The following is a 16,932-nucleotide window of genomic DNA, read 5'->3' on the forward strand; positions in this document are numbered from 1 at the left end:
GGCAAAAATAGCAGAGATTTTTCAATTATCTATTACTATTTTACTATTTTTGCTATGAAAAGGGATTTTGGTATTTTGTAAAACGAGGTTTCCCTTTATGAAAGGATTGTTTATTGTAAATGAAATAATAATATGATCAGAATTGTATTGTTGCTTGTTTTTCTTGGGTGGATAGGAGGTGTAAAAGCGCAAGACGTAAAGATTGAGCGCTCTAAAGAGATGGTCGTATGGAAAGGAAAAACATATTACCTGCATACGGTGGAACCCGGCCAGACTTTGTTTTCCATTTGCAAGGCTTATGAGGTTAGCGTGGAAGAAGTGATGGTGCTGAATGAGAAAAAAGACAATAATTTGACTATTCATGAAATATTAAAGATTCCTTACGTGGAGCCTTTTAAACGTTTGGATAACCAATTTTATTATCATAAGATCAAACCCAAAGAGACTCTGTACTCTTTATCCCGTAAATTTGGGATCCGTTTGAAACGTATACTGAAAGATAATCCGGAATACAGCGAAAAAGATCCTATTCCGACGGGTTCAGTCGTTCGTTTGACTTTAAAACAGATAGATAAGGATGTTTTGAATGCTGAATTGGCATGGGAGGACAGGCAAGTCAGGGAGGAAGCGGAGGTGGAGGCCTTACGGGTTGCAGCTCAAACCGTGAAAGATGAGGTCGATCGGGAGATAAAGAGGATAGAAGAGGAGGTACAGCACCCGGTATCGACTTACGCGGAACGTCCGGTCTTTTCCTATCAGGTAAGAGTGGCTTTGCTTTTGCCTTTCTATTTGAATAATAATCAATATCCTGAAGAGAAACCTGTTGTATTGGACTCTCTGGCGGTCGACCAGCAAGAAGAGAAATGGAATTTATATTCGAAGTCAGAACCTTTTGTACAGTTTTATGAAGGGATATTAATGGCTGTCGATAGTTTAAAAAAAGCGGGATATTCGGTTGATCTTCAGGTGTTCGACACGGAACGGGATCCGGGTAAGGCACGGATGATAGCTAACGAGTTGAATCGATTCAATCCCCAATTGATATTGGGGCCTGTGTATGCCAATACTTTTCAAGTCGTGGCGGATCAGTTGTATGATAAGTCCATACCCATGGTATATCCTTTATCTGCCCGTACGGAGGGATTGGGGCGTTTCCCGAATTTTATTCAGGTGAATACCTCTACAACGACATTGCTCGAAAATATGGCTGATTGGGTCGTGAAAAATAGTATCGGAGCTAATCTTGTGGTTATTCGTCCGTCCGGGGTTTCCGCCAATTCGGAGGAGAGTCAATTGCCGTATTTGGTAAGATATCGGTTGCAACCGGATATGGAGATGAAAACGATAAATTGGAGTTCGAGTATAACGGTAGATTCGCTGAAAATGCTTTTGAAACCGCATGCGGAGAATATTATTTTGTTTCCTACGGTTAATGAAGCTGCGGCGAGCCGGGTATTACCGGTATTATCGGCTTTGCCCGATAGTTATAAGGTAACGGTTGTGGGTTTTCCGGATTGGTTGAAATTTACGACATTGGGCGATGATGTGTTCTTTAAACTGAATGTGAAGTTGTTTATGAATAGTTATGTCGATTATCAGTCGGAACCAGCCCGGAAGTTTGCAGAACAACACCGGAAATATTTTTACTCGGAACCTACCCCGATTGTGAATCGAGCTTTTGATATCGGATTGTTTTTTATGAAACAGGTCGCTGATTACGGCAGGCAGGTATTAGGTCATCTGGGAACGGAGGATGAGGAGGCTTTATTCACGAGGTTTAAGTTCAAAATGTTACCTGGGGGCGGGATGGAGAATCGTGGATTGTATTTGGTCCATTTCCGTTCTAATTACGAGATAAAAATAACACCGGTAAATTAAAAGTTTCTTAAAGAGGATGTTATTATTTTTCTGTGTTTGCCGTAGAAAAATAGTCATGTATCGATGACACGGTCGTTGTGATTATTGTCGTTCGTCAATTGGTTTCCCCTAAATCATGTTAATTGAAAATGGACGGCACTCTTTTTGCAGCGATTAATCAGTTCGTATAAATCACTAAAATTTTGCAGTATGGCAGAAGATATAGCCAAGGAGATTATTTTAAAAAAGTACAGGTTACTTCTGAAATCATGTAAGAATTTGATCTCTAAAGAGGATATTCGTTTGGTCCGTAAGGCATTTAATATGGCTACGAGAGGGAGTAAAAATATGCCCGGGGCAGATAGAGAAGAGATGATTCGTATGTTGGAAGTGGGGCTTATCATTACTTCCGAAATAGGATTGGGAAGGACCTCGATTATTTGTGCCATGTTACATAAGGTAGCGGAGAGTGACGGTTTGTCAGAGTTGGAGATTCGGGAGTTATTCGGTGAGAAGGTAGCCCAAATTCTGTCCGGTTTACGCGATATCAGTCGTATTTATGCAACGCATGCGATTGTGGATTCGGATAATTTTCGTAAGCTATTGCTTAGTTTTGCGGAGGATGTACGCGTGCAGTTGATTTTTTTGGCCGAAAAAATTTATGATTTGCGTCGGGCGGATTCGTTTTCCCGAGAGGAACAGTTGAGGTTGGCTCGGGAAACGAGGTTTATTTATATACCGTTTGCGCATCGTTTGGGATTGTATAACGTAAAGTCGGAAATGGAGGATCGGGCTTTACGTTACGAGGAGCCTGAGATATACGAGGATATCTCTCGTAAATTGGAGGATTCGAAAGATACCCGTGAGAAATATATCGCGGAATTTATAGCTCCCGTCGTGGAAGAATTGGATCGACGAGGTATAAAGTATAAGGTAAAGTATCGTACGAAAACGATAGCTTCCATTTTGAATAAGATGCGCAAGAAACAGGTGGAGTTCGAGGAGATATACGATATTTTTGCCGTTCGCTTTATTTTGGATAGCCGGGGAGCAGAAGAGAAAGCCGATTGCTGGCGGGTATACTCTATCGTGGCCGATAAATATACTCCTAACCCGCAACGTTTACGAGACTGGCTCTCTGTGCCCAAATCGAACGGATACGAGTCATTGCAGACAACTGTTTTGGGTCCGAACAATCGTTGGGTAGAGGTGCAGATCCGGACCGAACGAATGGACGAAATAGCCGAGCGGGGATTTGCAGCCCATTGGAAATATAAAGGAGGAACGGCAGATAAGGCGATTGAAAACTGGTTAGCCGAGCTGAGGGATATTTTGGAAAGTCCGGAGGTCGGGGCTGTCGACTTGTTGGGGGATATAAAAATTAATTTGCAGGATAAGGAGGTACATGTGTTTACTCCGGCCGGAGATTTGAAAACCTTATCGGCAGGTGCTACTTTGTTGGATTTTGCTTATGCCATTCATACGGATGTCGGATCAAAGTGCGTGGGAGGAAAGGTGAATCAAAGGAATGAAACCCTGCGCTATGTTTTAAAGAACGGGGATCAGGTTTCTATCTTAACATCTAATAATCAGCAACCGAGTGCCGACTGGTTGAATATCGCGGTAACTTCTAAAGCCCGGAATAAGATCCGGCAATACCTGACCGAGCAATCGAGAGCGCAAGCGGAGTTAGGTAAAGAGATGCTGATGCGCCGTTTTAAAAACTGGAAGTTGGAGTTGACGGATGAGGTGATAAGACGTTTGCAACAGCATTATAAGTATAAATTTGCCATTGATCTGTATCAGGGAATTGCGGAAGGGAAACACACGATGACCGAAATTAAGGAGTGGGTCACGAAACCGAAAGAGGAAGAAAAACTTGTTGTGCCAGCGAAAGAGGTACAGATCATTCATCCTAAAAAGGTGGATGAGGATGTTTTGTTGATTGACCGGAATGTGGACAATGTCGTTTATAAGTTTGCCCGGTGTTGTAATCCTGTTTTCGGAGATGAGATTTTGGGGTTCGTTTCGATCGGAGAGGGAATTAAAATTCACAGGAAGCAGTGTAAAAATGCCATGGATTTGGAAAAGCGTTATCCTTATCGGATCGTAAAGGCGCAATGGACGAACGGGGGTGCTACTTCTTATCAGACGATCTTAAACATTGTCGGACGGGAAGATGCGGGGATGGTGAATAAAATCACAGAGGTGATTTCGAAAGACCCGCATGTTACCTTGAGAGGGTTATCCATTAATTCCAGCGAGGGATTATTTGATGGAAAAATTACGGTATTGGTAGGAAATACGGAACATCTTTCCCAATTGATTTCCCGATTGAAACGGATTCAGGGCGTGATGAGAGTCGCCCGGCATGATTCGGTTATTGAAAATTAAAAGAAACTGATTAACAGCATAATATTTAACAGGGTAACAATTCCGCCGATCGCGTAAAGTAAATATTTCGTATAGGTGGAATTTTTATATTTTCCCATGACCTTTTCGGAAGAGGTGAGATGTACTTGTAGAAAAATAGTGATGGGAAGTTGTATGCTAAGTGCCATTTGAGAGTAGATAAGTCCTTGAAATGGGTTGGAAACAATTAAAATCAATCCGAAAGCCACGATCAAAGAGATGAGTACGCCCCACCGGGAATGGTTGTCTTTAATGTCGTAAGGTTCCTTGAACATACCGGCGAAAATGGAGCCTGCAGCCATGCCTGAGGTAATGGTAGAGGCTACCCCCGCAAAGAGTAGAGCGACAGCGAAGATGATAGCTGCATTGTTTCCCAAAAGAGGCTGGAGCAGGGTATTGGCTTGTTCTAATTCCGTAACGGGAGTTCCGTGTTTAAAAAAGCTGGCCGCGGCTAAAAGAATCATGGCGCTGTTGATCGCCCAACCGATGAACATCGAGAGAATGGTGTCCGCGTATTCGTAACGTAATTGTTTCTTGATCACTTTATCGTCTTGAATATTCCATTGCCTGCTTTGAATGATTTCCGAGTGTAAAAACAGATTGTGCGGCATGACGACAGCTCCTAATACGCTCATGATAATGACCATGGAGCCCTGGGGAAACGAGGGAGTTATCCAGGCTACGGTGGCGGCGTTCCAATCGATATCGACTAATGATAATTCGTAAATGAAAGATAAGCCGATAATGGACACGAAAGCGATAATCCATTTTTCAATGATCCGGTAGGTATTGGTGAAAAGCATAATCGTAACGAAGAGTAGAACCAACAATGAACCGGCCTTTATCGGAATATGAAAAAGCATTTCCAGGGCGATAGCTCCGCCTAAAATCTCGGCCAGTGAGGTCGAAACGGAAGCTAATACTGCGGATCCGAGGATTAAGTTGGCCTGTTTAGGTTTGAGATGGGTTGCCGCTGCCTCCGACAGACAAAGACCGGTGGCTATGCCCAAGTGAGCCACGTTATGTTGTAGAATAATTAACATGAGGGTAGACAGGGTAACCATCCAGAGGAGGGTGTAGCCGTATTCGGCACCAGCCGCCAAATTGGAGGCCCAATTTCCCGGATCTATAAAACCGACCGTTACCAGTAAACCGGGACCGATGTATTTCAATATTTCAAGCCCGCCGAAATTCGGATGATGTTTTGCCGTACTGAATAATTGCTTTAAATGTTTAAGCATAAGTTCTTTTGTAAAAATAGATTTATTTTTGAGTGTATAGACTAAATTAGTTTATAATTTTGAAACTTCAAATATATTCTTTACGATTGTAAGAGGAAAAGAGTTTATATAATAGATGAATATGGTACTGAGTGTAGTTTTAGTTGTATTATCCCTGGCGATTCTTTATTTCGGGGCGGATTTTTTAGTGAAAGGAAGTTCATCCATGGCTGTTCGGGCGGGAATCTCCCCTTTGGTGGTCGGCCTGACGGTTGTTGCCCTGGGTACGAGTGCTCCCGAATTGGTGGTTAGTATAAAATCGGCATTGGAGGGTATCGGTAGCATCGCCGTGGGAAACGTGATCGGTTCCAATATTTTTAATATTTGTGTGATTTTAGGGATTTCCGCCATGATCTGTCCTTTGCAGGTCGATAGACGGTTGATTCGAATCGATACCCCAATCATGCTTATAGCTTCTCTCCTTTTTGTGCTGTTGTTTAGCGATGGGCATTTCGGGCGACTCCCTGGGATCCTGTTTTTGGTGGGGATTGCAGGATATATGTTATTTTGCGTATATAAGGCTAAAAAAGGAGAGGCTATCGAAGGGGAACAGGAGATAAAGCCGACGAAAAGTTGGTTGTTGGATGTAATTCTGGTGATAGGCGGATTGTTGTTATTGGTTTGGGGATCGGATATGTTGGTGAAAAATGCCGTGATCATTGCCAAAGCTTTGGGATGGAGTGAAGCCGTAATCGGATTGACCATCGTTGCTGCCGGAACGAGTATGCCGGAATTAGCGACTTCCGTCGTTGCCGCCTTAAAAAAAAGGACGGATATAGCTATCGGGAATGTAATCGGTTCCAACATATTTAATTTATTTGCCGTGCTGGGAGCTACGGCAACCATTACTCCCATCCGGACAGATCAGATTAATGTATTGGATATGGCTGTCATGCTGGGGGCGGCTATCATTGTACTCCCTTTTATGCGTACGGGATTTCGAATTGAACGTTGGGAAGGAATAGTACTATTTATTATTTATTTGGTTTATACGCTCTATTTATTGATATAATTTTAGTGCCTTCGGATTTCTAAAACGCCAAAGTAACCTTGAGTGACAGGATAGGATGGTATCATCACAAGTACTCGTTGCCGATGCGGTGAAATGGGTAAAAGTCAAAGAGTAATGATAAACGTTTTCGCGTATGAATGTTACGTATATTTAATTTGAGATTATTCTTATAAAATATAATCTATCGATAATCTGCTGTTTTATAATGTAGTACGAGTGTTTATCGTGTAGTAAAGATTGAATACGATCAATAATTTAATTGTTATTATTGTTGGCGTGTGCAATTATTTTATCTATTTTAGTAAAATATATTAATTAAATCACATAACCATGAAGAAGAAATTGTTATTTGTTTTGGTGTTATTTATGAGTTTTACCGGGTTTAAAAACGGAGAGGTAAAGGTATCGGAGGGTTTATATATGACGAAGGGAATCCTTCGGGGTACGGCGATTCAACCTGTAATAACCGAGAAAGTTCCTAAAACTCTTGTTGTTAAGGGTTTTGAAGGACAGATTATTTCGTTTTATATTGTATATACCTCGCAACCAGAGGCTACCTGCGAGGTGTATAAGGATGGTAATCTGTATCATGGAGATATCGAAGTGCAAAAGAAAAAAGTAACTGTTACTATAAAAGAGGCAAAGACCAGTGATTCTGGCAGATATAAAATAGTACTTAGAAATACGGCAGGAACGACCGATGTATCATTTGACGTGACGGTATTGGCTGATCAGTGAAGATAAATTTATAACCTTATTGGAAATGATTGTGCCGGGAAACGGGTTTTGACCGTTTCCGGCACAATCTTTTATGTATAACCTTAATTTTCATGGTTTTTATTCGGTTCATTTTTGTTTGTAATAAAATAATCTGGAAATAAAATACATCATTTGTCGGTCGTGTTCCATTTTATGGCTTATTTGTTTTTATAATTCCATTTAATATGTAGTTTTGTATGTATATATTCCAAAAATGGACGATAAATGAAAAATGATATTCTGAATTTTCTTGCGGGTATAAATACAAAGGATGCTAAGGCATGGGAAAAATTGTACGACGATTATTACATTCCGCTTTGTCATTATGCCGTAAGGATTCTTAATGACCATGATCAAGCTGTTAATTTAGTACAGGCAGTTATTGTTCGTTTATGGGAAAAACCTTTGTATTTTGAACATATTGCGGAATTTAATGTCTACCTCTATCGGGCTGTTCATAATAATTGTTTGAAAGAAATTCGGGATCGTATTCGGGAGTCGGAATATTTGCAGGAGTGGGAAACTTTCGAGGAAAAACATTTTTCGGAGACATTACCGGAGGTCGTTTTTGAAGAAGTAATACGTAAATTACGTCTGTTGATAGACCGGATGCCGCCAAAACGTCAAAAAGTGATCTTGTTGAGTATGAAAGATATGACTAATGAGAATATCGGAAAAGAGTTGGGAATTTCTGTAAATACGGTAAAAAAACACAAGAAAGAGGCTTATGCGATGATAAAAGAGGAAATCCGTTCCGATTTGTTCCTCTTGTTTTTCTTTGGGAATAAATTTTAAAGAATAATTGATTTTTGGAGGTACCCGTTTCTCTTTTTTGGGATTCTTTATAAGATATACTTTCGAAAAGAATGAAAAAGTACTCAAAAATAATAGACGAATTATCTGATTTAACCTGTCGGGAGTTGTTAAGCTGGTTAAACCTTGCAGAGAAGGAACGGTTAAATTTTTTGCGGGAAGAATATGGGATTTCTATGTTTGATAAGAAAAAGATCGTGGCTTGCGTAGAGGCAGCAGAGAATTCTTTTGACAGAAAAAAAGCTTATCGGGAATTTAGAAAACAAATTCGAAAGCCTCGAAATATGTCCGGACGTATTACTTTGTGGGGATCGATTGCTGCAGCATCGATCGTAATTTTTTTAGGGATTTGGCAGGGAATAAAAGAATCCTCTTTACCCTTGGAGCGTGAGGCTATGAATCAGATTGAGCCCGGGCGTTCTATGGCTGTCGTTACGATGGCAGGTGGAAAAAGAATTCGATTGGAAAGAAATTCTCTGCAAGTGAGAGAGGAGGATGGGACAATGCTACATGTGGCGGAGGGGAAATTGACTTATTCTCCTACTTCGGAGGATACGATATCTTTATTAAATACATTAAATGTTCCTCGTGGAGGAGAGTATAATTTGATTCTTTCGGATGGGACAGAGGTGTGGTTAAATGCCGAAACGGAAATCACTTTCCCCGTGAAATTTTCTGGTAATTTCCGGGAAATAGCATTAAAGGGCGAAGCCTATTTTGAGGTAAGGAGTGATTCTTTGCACCCTTTTATTGTTAAAACTTCCAAAGGGAAAATAAGAGTATTGGGAACAAGCTTTAATGTTCGTGATTACGGGAATGAAAATGAAACTGTGACCACTTTGGTTTCGGGAAAAGTGCTCTACTCGTCGAAAATAACAAATGAGGAAAAGTTGACTTTATTACCCGGATTTCAGGTTGTGGATCGTGGTGAAGGCCAGCCGGAGTTGAGAAAGGTAGACTTACTATTTTACACTGGATGGCGGGATGGAAAATATGTTTTTGAAGATACTTCTCTGGAGGATATTATGAATACGTTGGAAAGATGGTATGATATAGAAGTATTTTATGTAACGCTGGAGGTGAAAAAATTACGTTTTACCGGAGATTTGGAGCGTTACAAGAGTATCAGTATTTTCTTGAATCTTATAGAAACCGGTGGCGATGTGAAATTTAATGTAAAAGGAAAAAAAGTTTGGATAGAAAAGAAATAAATACGGATGCTGCGCCAACAACGATCCGTATTTACAAGTGATCATTAATAAATTAACGAAACGTTCAAAAGTATGAAAAAAAATGGTTTCAGTAGGTATGGTGTGCCTATTAATTTACAAAAACTACTGTTTATTATGAAGTTATGGATCTTTTTTATGTTGGTACTGCATTTAGGAGTGAGTGCGGGTGGACATGCCCAGCAGAGAATATCCCTTAATATGTCGGACGTGACCTTGGAACAGGCTCTGAAAGAGTTGAAAAAACAAACGGGATTTCGTTTTTTTTATAGCGTGGATAAAGTGAGAAAAGAACGTAAATCTGAAATAAAAATTAAAGACCTCCTTTTGCAAGATGCTTTAGGTGAGGTATTACGAGGGACAAAGTTGACATTTACCATTATGAATGATGTTGTCGTTATTAAGGATGTGTTGCGGCTTGCAACGGATTCTGTTACAAAAATGCGCAGGACGATAAAAGGAGTAGTTCGGGATAACACGGGAGCGGAATTACCCGGTGTTACTGTCAGAATAAAAGGAACGACCCTTGGTACGGCAACGGATACAAACGGAAAATTTCAGATCGTTTTATCGGATTCGTCCAAAATCTTTTTGGTATTCTCTTTTATTGGGATGAAAACATTGGAAAAGGAGTATAAAGGAGAGGCGGAGATGTCCGTGGAAATGCAAGAAGATGTGGAAGCCCTTCAAGATGTTATCGTTACCGGTTACGGGAATATTGTAAAAGGAAATTACACGGGAGCGGCAACCACCATAAAGGCAAAGGATATTATGATGGCAGGCGCCTCCTCTATCGATCAGATGCTTCAAGGTGTCGTTCCCGGTATGTTGGTGCAAATGGGAACGGGGTTGGTCGGAGGATCTCCAAAGATCCGGGTCAGAGGGACATCAACCCTTCTGGGAAGTCAGGAGCCGGTATGGGTGGTAGATGGAGTGATTCAACAGGATCCTCAACCCTTCAATCAGGAGGATAACACAAAGTTTTCGGTAGATGCTGACGATATACGGCAATTGGCAGGAAATGCAATCTCTTGGTTGGATCCAAATGATATAGAGACTATTACGGTATTGAAAGATGCTGCTGCAACCGCTATATATGGCTCTAAGGCCGCTAACGGGGTGATCGTGATCACGACTAAAAAGGCCGAAATCGGGAAGATTTCGGTAAGTTATAACGGAGATTATTCCGTTGGACAACGTCCGGGATACGGTTTGTACGACCAGATGAATTCCAGAGAAGCCATGACATTCTCGGAAGAGATATACGAGGAACGGGTAAGTTATCCGAATCCCATTTTGCCGATCGGTTATGCCGGATTAATCCAGAGATTGCTCAATAAAGAGATCACGGTAGAGGAGATGAATCGGGAGTATGAAAAGATGGCTCGGGAAAATACGGATTGGTTTAAAATTCTGTTCCGGAATTCTTTTAACCATTCTCACAACGTGAGTATTAGCGGAGGTTCGGAGAAAATTTTGAATCGGACTTCGTTCAGTTATAAGGATGAAAAGGGAGAGGCAAAAGGAAATAATATGTCCCTGTTTTCAGTTACTTCCAATACGACCGTGAATTGGGGAGAACGATTGACTGTAAATATGTTGTTAAAAGGCTCTATACGGAAGGTGAAAGGTTTTGCCTATGGGGTGGATCCATTCAATTACGCTTACTATACGACACGGGTTATTCCGGCTTACCATGAAGATGGTTCCCTATTTTATCATTTGAAAGAAGGAGCGATGAGTCCGGCTATCAAAAATAAGAAAAGTTATAATTATAATATTCTAAATGAATTGGCAAATACAGGAAGTGAGAATCGTAACAGAACCTGGGGAGCTACGGTTGATTTGAAGTGGCGGATTATTCCCGGTTTGGAATATCAGGGATTGGTCTCTTATACCTCTTCTTCTTCCGATTCTAAAAAGTATGCAACGGAGAACTCTTTTTATATTACGCAGTACAGGGGGTATGAATATGGAACCGTAGAGTCGAATGGAACCGAGACTAAGTCAACACCGCTACCTCACGGCGGAAAGTTAGAGACCAGCTTAACAAATACATCGGCGATTACCGTGCGGAACGCCTTGGTTTACGATCGTTTGTTACAGGATAAACACAGGGTAACTCTACAATTAGGAATAGAGACCAATACCACGAAAACGGAAGGAGGAAACAATGCTCGTTGGGGGTATTTAAGGGGCAGGGGAGAAACCTTTGCAACTCCGCCTACTACCTATTTGTATTTGGGTATAAATCAGGAGGATAATAGTTCTTACGTGAACGGTTCTTCAAAAGTAGTAAATAAGGTAGATAATAAATTGAGTGAATATCTTTCGGCCGTTTATACTTATGATGATTGCTATGTGTTGAATTTTAGCGCACGGTTAGATGCCTCCAATCGTTTCGGGCAGGATAAAAACAAACGTTTTGAACCGACATGGTCCGTGGGGGCAAAGTGGAGAGTAACAAACGAACGTTTTGCAAGTGATTTATGGTGGTTGAATAATCTGGAACTATATGCCTCTTACGGTTATCAAGGAAATGCCGTAAGTAATGTCTCTCCCTATTTAATAGCTTCTAATGGTAGTTTGGATTCCTATTATCAATCTTATGTCTTAAACATTAAATCGTTACCCTATCCGAATCTGGGTTGGGAAAAAACAAATACCTATAATATCGGAATCGAAGCCGCTTTTTTAAAGGGACGATTGAATTTTACGGCTAATTATTTTGCCAAAAGTAGCAACGTACTCTCGTCTCGTGATGTTCCTTACGAGAACGGTGTGGGAAATGCAGTGGTTTCCGGTTCTACAATGGAGAATTACGGGTATGATTTTGTCATCAATGTAGTTCCGGTACAATTGAAAGATTTTACTTGGCAGCTTTCGTTGAATACCGGAGTGACACGGAATAAAGTGAAAAAGAACGAAAGGGTAAATACCTTAAATGACTATTTAAACGGGAAATGTGTTGTAAACGGAGAACCCTATTCGACATTTTATTCTTACGAATTTGATAAATTGGATGAAACAGACGGGACGCCATTGTTTAAAGGCATGGAATTGGAGAAAGTGGACGACGCTATTCAGTATTTGGTGAAAAGTGGAAAAATATTGCCCGATTTTTCGGGTGGATTAAATACAATGTTTAAATACAAAAACTTTTCGTTTTATGCATTATTCACCGTGCAATGGGGTGGACACAAACGATTACCGGCTCTCTATCCTGCGGCAGTAGTTCCCGGTATGGGACTCCCTTCTCCCGAACAAAACGTTTCCCGGAAATTGGCTAAGCGCTGGAAAAAGAAAGGAGATGATATTTATAACAATTTACCCTCTTTACCGGGACTCGGTAAAACGAAAATACTTCTGCCTGTCACGGGAAGTGTAACGAGTGGATTGGCTGTAAATCCTTATAATCAGTATGATATGTCGAATATTCGGGTGGCTAATACCGATTTTATCCGTTGTCGCTCTCTTTCTCTTTCTTACGAGTTCGACCGGGAATGGTTGAATCGTATTTATGCCCAACGCATGCAATTGAAAGTGAGTATGATGAATCCGTTTATGTGGGTTTCCGATAAAAAGTGGGAGGGACTGGATCCGGAAACCGGTAATTGGCCTACGCGTCGGGTGACCTCTTTATCTTTACAACTAATGTTTTAACAAGAAATGACAAGTATGAAAAAGTTGAAATTAATGATATGTTTAGTCGGGAGTGTTCTTTTAGGGGCATGTTCCGATTTCTTGAAAGAAGAATCACAGGATGAGGTAATCGTAAAATCGGTAGCGGATTATAGTGAATTTCTTTTGGGGGCCGGATATCCGAGACCGGCCGTAGCTCTTTTTGCCCCACTTTATCTATTCGATGACGATGTGGAGATCAACGAGAAAAAGTTTGTCGGTCAAAACGAAATTACTCCGATTATCAATCGCATGGGATTTTATACTTGGCAACCGGATATGTGGGAAAGTTCTAAGGAATTGACGGAAAGTTATTCTCAGATGTACAACCGGGTAATGGGAGTAAATGCTACTTTAGATTATATCGACGATGCCGTGGGTAACCCTGAAGAGAGAGAACAGGTAAAGGCCGAAGCCTTCGGGGTACGAGGGTATATTTATTATATGCTGGTAAATCATTTTGGAGAACCGTATGCTCATAACAAGGAAGCTTTGGGGGTGGTGTTGAAGCTAACTTCCGATCTGAAAGAAAACGGGTTCCAGCGCAATACGGTGGAGAAGGTATACGCTCAGATCGTGAATGATTTAAAAACATCCTCCGATTTGTTTGAGAAATACCCGAAGCGCCGGGGAAATTACCGGATAAATATTTGTGCCGTGAATATCTTATTATCGCGGGTTTATCTTTATATGGAAGAGTGGGATAATGCGATTGATGCTGCCGATAAGGCTATTAAATATGCGGAGGGATTAACGGATTATACTCAAATACCCAGAGGAACAAAGTTTTATTTGACAAATTATGATCATTCCGAAGTGGAATGGGTGTACGGAAGCGGAGAACAAAATTATAAAAGAGCGATACAAGATGGTTTTCGTCCGTCGGACGATTTTATGTCGAAATTTAAACCGAGAGATCGTCGATTGGATCTCTGGTTTTCTGCCGATGGTTTAATTGTTACCAAGAATCGAATGACTACTCCCAGAAGTCCTTCTACAACGATGCGAATATCAGAGGCATTCCTGAATCGGGCTGAAGCTTACGTACAAGAGAATAAACTAACGGAAGCTTTGGCAGATCTGAATGATCTGCGTCGTCATCGAATTGAAGGGTATCAGGATGTTTCTTACATGGATAAGACAAAGGTATTGGATGAGGTACGACTGGAGCGTCGCTTGGAGCTCTGTTTTGACGAACAGCGTTGGTTTGATTTAAGACGATATGGAATGCCTGCTGTGTCTCATGACTATAAAGTAAAAAAAGGAGATAATTGGGTCGTGTACAGGTTAAAGGAGAAAGATGCCCTTTATACACTACCTATCCCGAATGCAGTCATAGAGAATAACGGGAAATTGGAGCAAAATGCTTCAGCGAAAGAGCCTGAAAGAACGGGAGTGCAAAAATAGAAAGAATCGTTTAATACGGATGATATGAAAACAATGAAGATTTATTTGATGTTATTAATAGCCTTATGTGGAGTGGGATGTGTTGATGATAAGGAGATTGGAAATGTGGAACTACCGAAAGTCGACTATATATTACCCCAGGGAGAGTCTCCTGCCGATGACCGGGTCGTGGAGTTGTATGAAAAATACAACACCTATTTCCTTTATAAATTTACCAAACGAGATTTAGAGTGGTCACAAGTTGAAAACGTGATAAAGATGACTTACGAATACGAGGAGGGTGATCCGCAATATGTCGGAAATATGTTGAATTTTTTGAATGAGGTCTGGTTTAGATTTTATTCGGAAGAGTTCCATAAAAAGAATATGTCGTATAAGGTATTTTTATGTTCTAAATTACAGACTTATGATGATTTTTGGGAAGAGTATGTCGATCACGATTATGTGGTGGGGACAAATTGGATGGCTATAAATAATTGTTCCGAGAAAATATTGAACATGTCTGCTTCCCAAAAGTTAACATATAAAAATTCGTTAGCAAAGGCTCTTTGGATAGGGTGGATACAAAAAGAAATAATTAAAATCCCGGATGAATTTTTTGTCGTAAGTGATTATTCGAAAGTAGCAAATAACGATCCAGCCTCTCCTGATTATGGCGGAACAAGGGGATTTGTGAAAGGAGAATACGAATGGACATGGTATAGCTATCCGTCGGCATTGAAGCCTGCAAACGATTGGAATGCTTATATTTATAGAATGTTAACGAAAACATCCGCCCAATGGGCTGACGATTTGCAATATCCGTTAGTAAAGAAAAAGTATGATTTGTTAAGAAATTATTTTATCAAGAATTATGGTGTTGATATTCAAAAGATCGGGGATGCTACATTCTGAATGTAGTCGGATCTGATGGATGGAAAGATTGTCTCGGAGATTTTTGTTTTTATTGTTTGTATTGTAATCCGGAATGGATGTAGGCAAGGTAACAAGGAAGAAGACTTTCGAGACAATTTTTATTTTATTCTTTTCAGTAATTCTCTCTTTTTGTCGGAGTCCTTTAAGCAATTTATAAAATAAAGGGCATCGATTCGGTTGGATACTGTTTGGTCGGATTCGTATTTCCTGACATAATGGATGGCGTGGTCCGGTAGGAACCTCCGGCAATCGATGTTTAGCATGAGGCCGTTGTTATGATCCGCATAGGATAGTCCGCTAACGGTATTTCCCGAGACGATGGAGATGATATGCTGCTTTTGCAGGTGACCCAGGTTGACGGTAATGGAGGGGTAGTAAAAATGGGCTTTGGAGGGTAGTGTAACGGTTAATTTCAACGTGTTGCCGATGAGTTGTTTTCGAATGACGCTATGTATGCGGTAGTAATTATATTCGTAGTACTCTTCCAGGCTGGGAGACCATACGGAATCGTCTCCGTCTTTTCCGTAAGTATTGTTAAGCCAAAGAAGAAATTGTGCCCAGGCGGGATCGGTTTTGTGAACTCCGATCTGGATGGCGGCTCTCTCCTCTTTGCTTTTTTGTAATTCGGACCGGATGTATTCTTTGGCTTGTTCGGTAGTGTAAAAGAATCTGTTCAGTAGTTGTTTATATAAGTCGTTTGTCGTTTTAAACGGGTATAAAGTGGAAGCTTCGTTTTGTGCCGTCATGATCCGGATCGGATCATACGCCAATGCTGCTTCCACGTAAGTTTTATTGCCGTCGGGCTCCGTTAAAACCTTGCATATCCGTCCCGATAATTTGTCTGAAATAATCCCTTGGGAGGTTATATAATGTGCTTTGATACTATCCGGATTGTGAACCATGGAGGTTTTTACATTATGGAAGGCTATGCCGACGCCGTAATTGACCATCTCGATAACGTTATTCCAAATAAGGCCGGATTTCATATAGAAACGGTAGTAATTTTGGGTGAAACCGACTTGTACGGAAGGTTTCGCATTCATCCATTCCCATTCGGGTGCAAGTGTTGTCGTGAAAGAGAAACGTACCTCGTTGCCGCTCCCGTCTGTACAGCCTAACGTTTTACCGAGATTGTAATTGTCCGGGGGTAAGTCTCCGGCTTTTAAATGGGCCGCATCGTAATAATATTTCGAGGATAACGGTTTACCGTGAATGGCCGCCCATGTATTGCAATAAGCTGTTTGACTACAATCATCCTGTGTTAAAAGGAATAACCAGGACTTATTGTATTTCAAAGGGGGGATTTTTGCTTCAATCTCTTTTAAGTCGATTTTACCGTCCGTCTTAATGACAAGTTCAGCTGTGATATCGTGGGATTCGCTCTTAAATGGATAAATATAAGCAATCTCTTCTTTTTCTTTCTGCTCTTCTTCTTGTTTCTCGGATAAATCGATTTTTTTAATACAAGAAATAAATAATGTAGATACTGAAACATAAGTAACAAGACTGATTATGTGCATTTTCATACTCTATTGTTTAATATTGGATGATAATAAAACGTTCGTTT

General features: G+C 40.7%; 11 protein-coding genes. 9 read left to right on the plus strand and 2 right to left on the minus strand.

What is annotated here, in order from left to right; all coding sequences use genetic code 11:
• Positions 1-132: 132 nt before the first annotated feature.
• A complete protein-coding gene (locus DMB45_RS12420) occupies positions 133-1,878 on the plus strand; it encodes a LysM peptidoglycan-binding domain-containing protein (protein ID WP_041504359.1) in 1,746 nt (581 codons plus the stop codon).
• 189 nt (positions 1,879-2,067) lie between these two features.
• Positions 2,068-4,251 (plus strand): RelA/SpoT family protein, encoded by a 2,184-nt coding sequence (locus DMB45_RS12425; protein ID WP_041504360.1) that lies wholly within the window; start codon positions 2,068-2,070, stop codon positions 4,249-4,251.
• Here DMB45_RS12425 and DMB45_RS12430 read toward each other — a convergent pair.
• Positions 4,248-5,510: an Nramp family divalent metal transporter gene (locus DMB45_RS12430; protein ID WP_041504361.1), complete on the minus strand. Its 1,263-nt coding sequence runs from the start codon at positions 5,508-5,510 to the stop codon at positions 4,248-4,250. The genes DMB45_RS12425 and DMB45_RS12430 overlap by 4 nt on opposite strands.
• 121 nt (positions 5,511-5,631) lie before the next feature.
• Here DMB45_RS12430 and DMB45_RS12435 point away from each other — a divergent pair, with 121 nt between their 5' ends.
• From DMB45_RS12435 to DMB45_RS12465, 7 genes are all read left to right on the plus strand, one after another.
• Complete coding sequence (locus tag DMB45_RS12435; RefSeq protein ID WP_041504466.1) at positions 5,632-6,561, plus strand: calcium/sodium antiporter; 930 nt, start codon at positions 5,632-5,634, stop codon at positions 6,559-6,561.
• Between the two features lie 330 nt (positions 6,562-6,891).
• Positions 6,892-7,299 carry an immunoglobulin domain-containing protein gene (locus DMB45_RS12440; protein ID WP_041504362.1) on the plus strand — a complete coding sequence of 136 codons (408 nt, stop codon included), beginning with the start codon at positions 6,892-6,894 and terminating at the stop codon, positions 7,297-7,299.
• 246 nt (positions 7,300-7,545) lie between these two features.
• On the plus strand, positions 7,546-8,115 hold the full coding sequence (locus DMB45_RS12445; RefSeq protein ID WP_041504363.1) for a sigma-70 family RNA polymerase sigma factor: 570 nt from the start codon (positions 7,546-7,548) through the stop codon (positions 8,113-8,115).
• 71 nt (positions 8,116-8,186) lie between these two features.
• Positions 8,187-9,344, plus strand: coding sequence for a FecR family protein (locus DMB45_RS12450; protein WP_041504364.1), 1,158 nt, complete (start codon positions 8,187-8,189; stop codon positions 9,342-9,344).
• Positions 9,345-9,416: 72 nt separating this feature from the next.
• Entirely contained in the window at positions 9,417-13,025 is a 3,609-nt protein-coding gene (locus DMB45_RS12455; RefSeq protein ID WP_041504365.1) for a SusC/RagA family TonB-linked outer membrane protein, read from the plus strand.
• A 15-nt stretch (positions 13,026-13,040) separates the two neighbouring features.
• Entirely contained in the window at positions 13,041-14,450 is a 1,410-nt protein-coding gene (locus tag DMB45_RS12460; RefSeq protein WP_041504366.1) for a RagB/SusD family nutrient uptake outer membrane protein, read from the plus strand.
• 24 nt (positions 14,451-14,474) lie between these two features.
• Complete coding sequence (locus DMB45_RS12465) at positions 14,475-15,344, plus strand: hypothetical protein (RefSeq protein ID WP_146216445.1); 870 nt, start codon at positions 14,475-14,477, stop codon at positions 15,342-15,344.
• 119 nt (positions 15,345-15,463) lie between these two features.
• Here DMB45_RS12465 and DMB45_RS12470 read toward each other — a convergent pair whose 3' ends face one another.
• Positions 15,464-16,891 carry a polysaccharide deacetylase family protein gene (locus tag DMB45_RS12470; RefSeq protein WP_052634817.1) on the minus strand — a complete coding sequence of 476 codons (1,428 nt, stop codon included), beginning with the start codon at positions 16,889-16,891 and terminating at the stop codon, positions 15,464-15,466.
• Positions 16,892-16,932: the final 41 nt, after the last annotated feature.

The sequence above is a fragment of the Sanguibacteroides justesenii genome (assembly GCF_003204205.1).
Lineage (GTDB): Bacteria > Bacteroidota > Bacteroidia > Bacteroidales > Marinifilaceae > Gabonibacter > Gabonibacter massiliensis.

What these genes read in the sequence shown, in the direction of transcription:
- DMB45_RS12465 (WP_146216445.1), top strand. Translation starts at nt 14,475, where the DNA reads ATGAAAACAATGAAGATTTATTTGATGTTATTAATAGCCTTATGTGGA.
- DMB45_RS12450 (WP_041504364.1), top strand. Translation starts at nt 8,187, where the DNA reads ATGAAAAAGTACTCAAAAATAATAGACGAATTATCTGATTTAACCTGT.
- DMB45_RS12445 (WP_041504363.1), top strand. Translation starts at nt 7,546, where the DNA reads ATGAAAAATGATATTCTGAATTTTCTTGCGGGTATAAATACAAAGGAT.
- DMB45_RS12420 (WP_041504359.1), top strand. Translation starts at nt 133, where the DNA reads ATGATCAGAATTGTATTGTTGCTTGTTTTTCTTGGGTGGATAGGAGGT.
- DMB45_RS12470 (WP_052634817.1), bottom strand. Translation starts at nt 16,891, where the DNA reads ATGAAAATGCACATAATCAGTCTTGTTACTTATGTTTCAGTATCTACA.
- DMB45_RS12455 (WP_041504365.1), top strand. Translation starts at nt 9,417, where the DNA reads ATGAAAAAAAATGGTTTCAGTAGGTATGGTGTGCCTATTAATTTACAA.
- DMB45_RS12425 (WP_041504360.1), top strand. Translation starts at nt 2,068, where the DNA reads ATGGCAGAAGATATAGCCAAGGAGATTATTTTAAAAAAGTACAGGTTA.
- DMB45_RS12460 (WP_041504366.1), top strand. Translation starts at nt 13,041, where the DNA reads ATGAAAAAGTTGAAATTAATGATATGTTTAGTCGGGAGTGTTCTTTTA.
- DMB45_RS12430 (WP_041504361.1), bottom strand. Translation starts at nt 5,510, where the DNA reads ATGCTTAAACATTTAAAGCAATTATTCAGTACGGCAAAACATCATCCG.
- DMB45_RS12440 (WP_041504362.1), top strand. Translation starts at nt 6,892, where the DNA reads ATGAAGAAGAAATTGTTATTTGTTTTGGTGTTATTTATGAGTTTTACC.
- DMB45_RS12435 (WP_041504466.1), top strand. Translation starts at nt 5,632, where the DNA reads ATGGTACTGAGTGTAGTTTTAGTTGTATTATCCCTGGCGATTCTTTAT.